Raw genomic sequence first — 721 nt, forward strand, 5'->3', positions numbered from 1 at the left:
GACGGTTTTGATTGTTCCGGATTGATCTGTTATACTTTTAGTAGTTACGATATTAAGTTACCTAGGTCGTCTATAGAAATGGCTTCTTATGGTTCTAAAATTGATGCTGAAAATGCTCAGAAAGGCGATTTGATTTTCTTTAAAACCAATGGAAGAAGCCGGATAAATCACGTAGGAATGGTGGTCGAAGTGCTAGATGGCGAAATTAAATTCATCCATTCTGCAACTCACGGTGGCGTGATTATTTCTTCTACCAAAGAATCCTATTACGAGAAGAATTTGGTTCAGGTGAATCGAGTCTTATAAGCACTTTTTAATTATATTTTTTTAAACTCTCAAGGCGGCTTGGGCGTTTTTTATTTTAAACATTTGGTTGAAATTAGAATAATTTTTAATTATTGATATAGTTTTTATCTATCGTAAAAACATTTTCGATAGTTTATTTTTTATAAATTTGTCTAATATTTTTAAAATCATATAATTATGGAAAGTAATACTAATGTGGAAGGAGGAGGGAAATGTCCTTTTTCAGGTGGTGCTGTAAAACAAAGTACAGGCACACGAAACAATGATTGGTGGCCAAATCAATTGAACTTGAGCATTCTTAGGCAACACTCTTCTTTGTCCAATCCGATGGGCGAAGATTTTGATTATGCAACCGCTTTCAAAAGTTTAGATTTGAATGCTATTAAGCAAGATATTTTTAAGCTGATGACCGATT

At 33.1% G+C, this 721-nt stretch carries 1 protein-coding gene and 1 pseudogene; both read left to right on the plus strand.

The window, feature by feature from the left end:
* A partial coding sequence (locus EKL98_RS16625; RefSeq protein WP_148104460.1) for a C40 family peptidase occupies window positions 1-306 on the plus strand: 306 nt, incomplete at its 5' end.
* A gap of 177 nt (window positions 307-483) precedes the next feature.
* Window positions 484-721 (plus strand): annotated as a pseudogene (locus tag EKL98_RS16630) (catalase/peroxidase HPI); the annotation flags it as partial.

It is taken from the genome of Flavobacterium bomense, assembly GCF_003970355.1.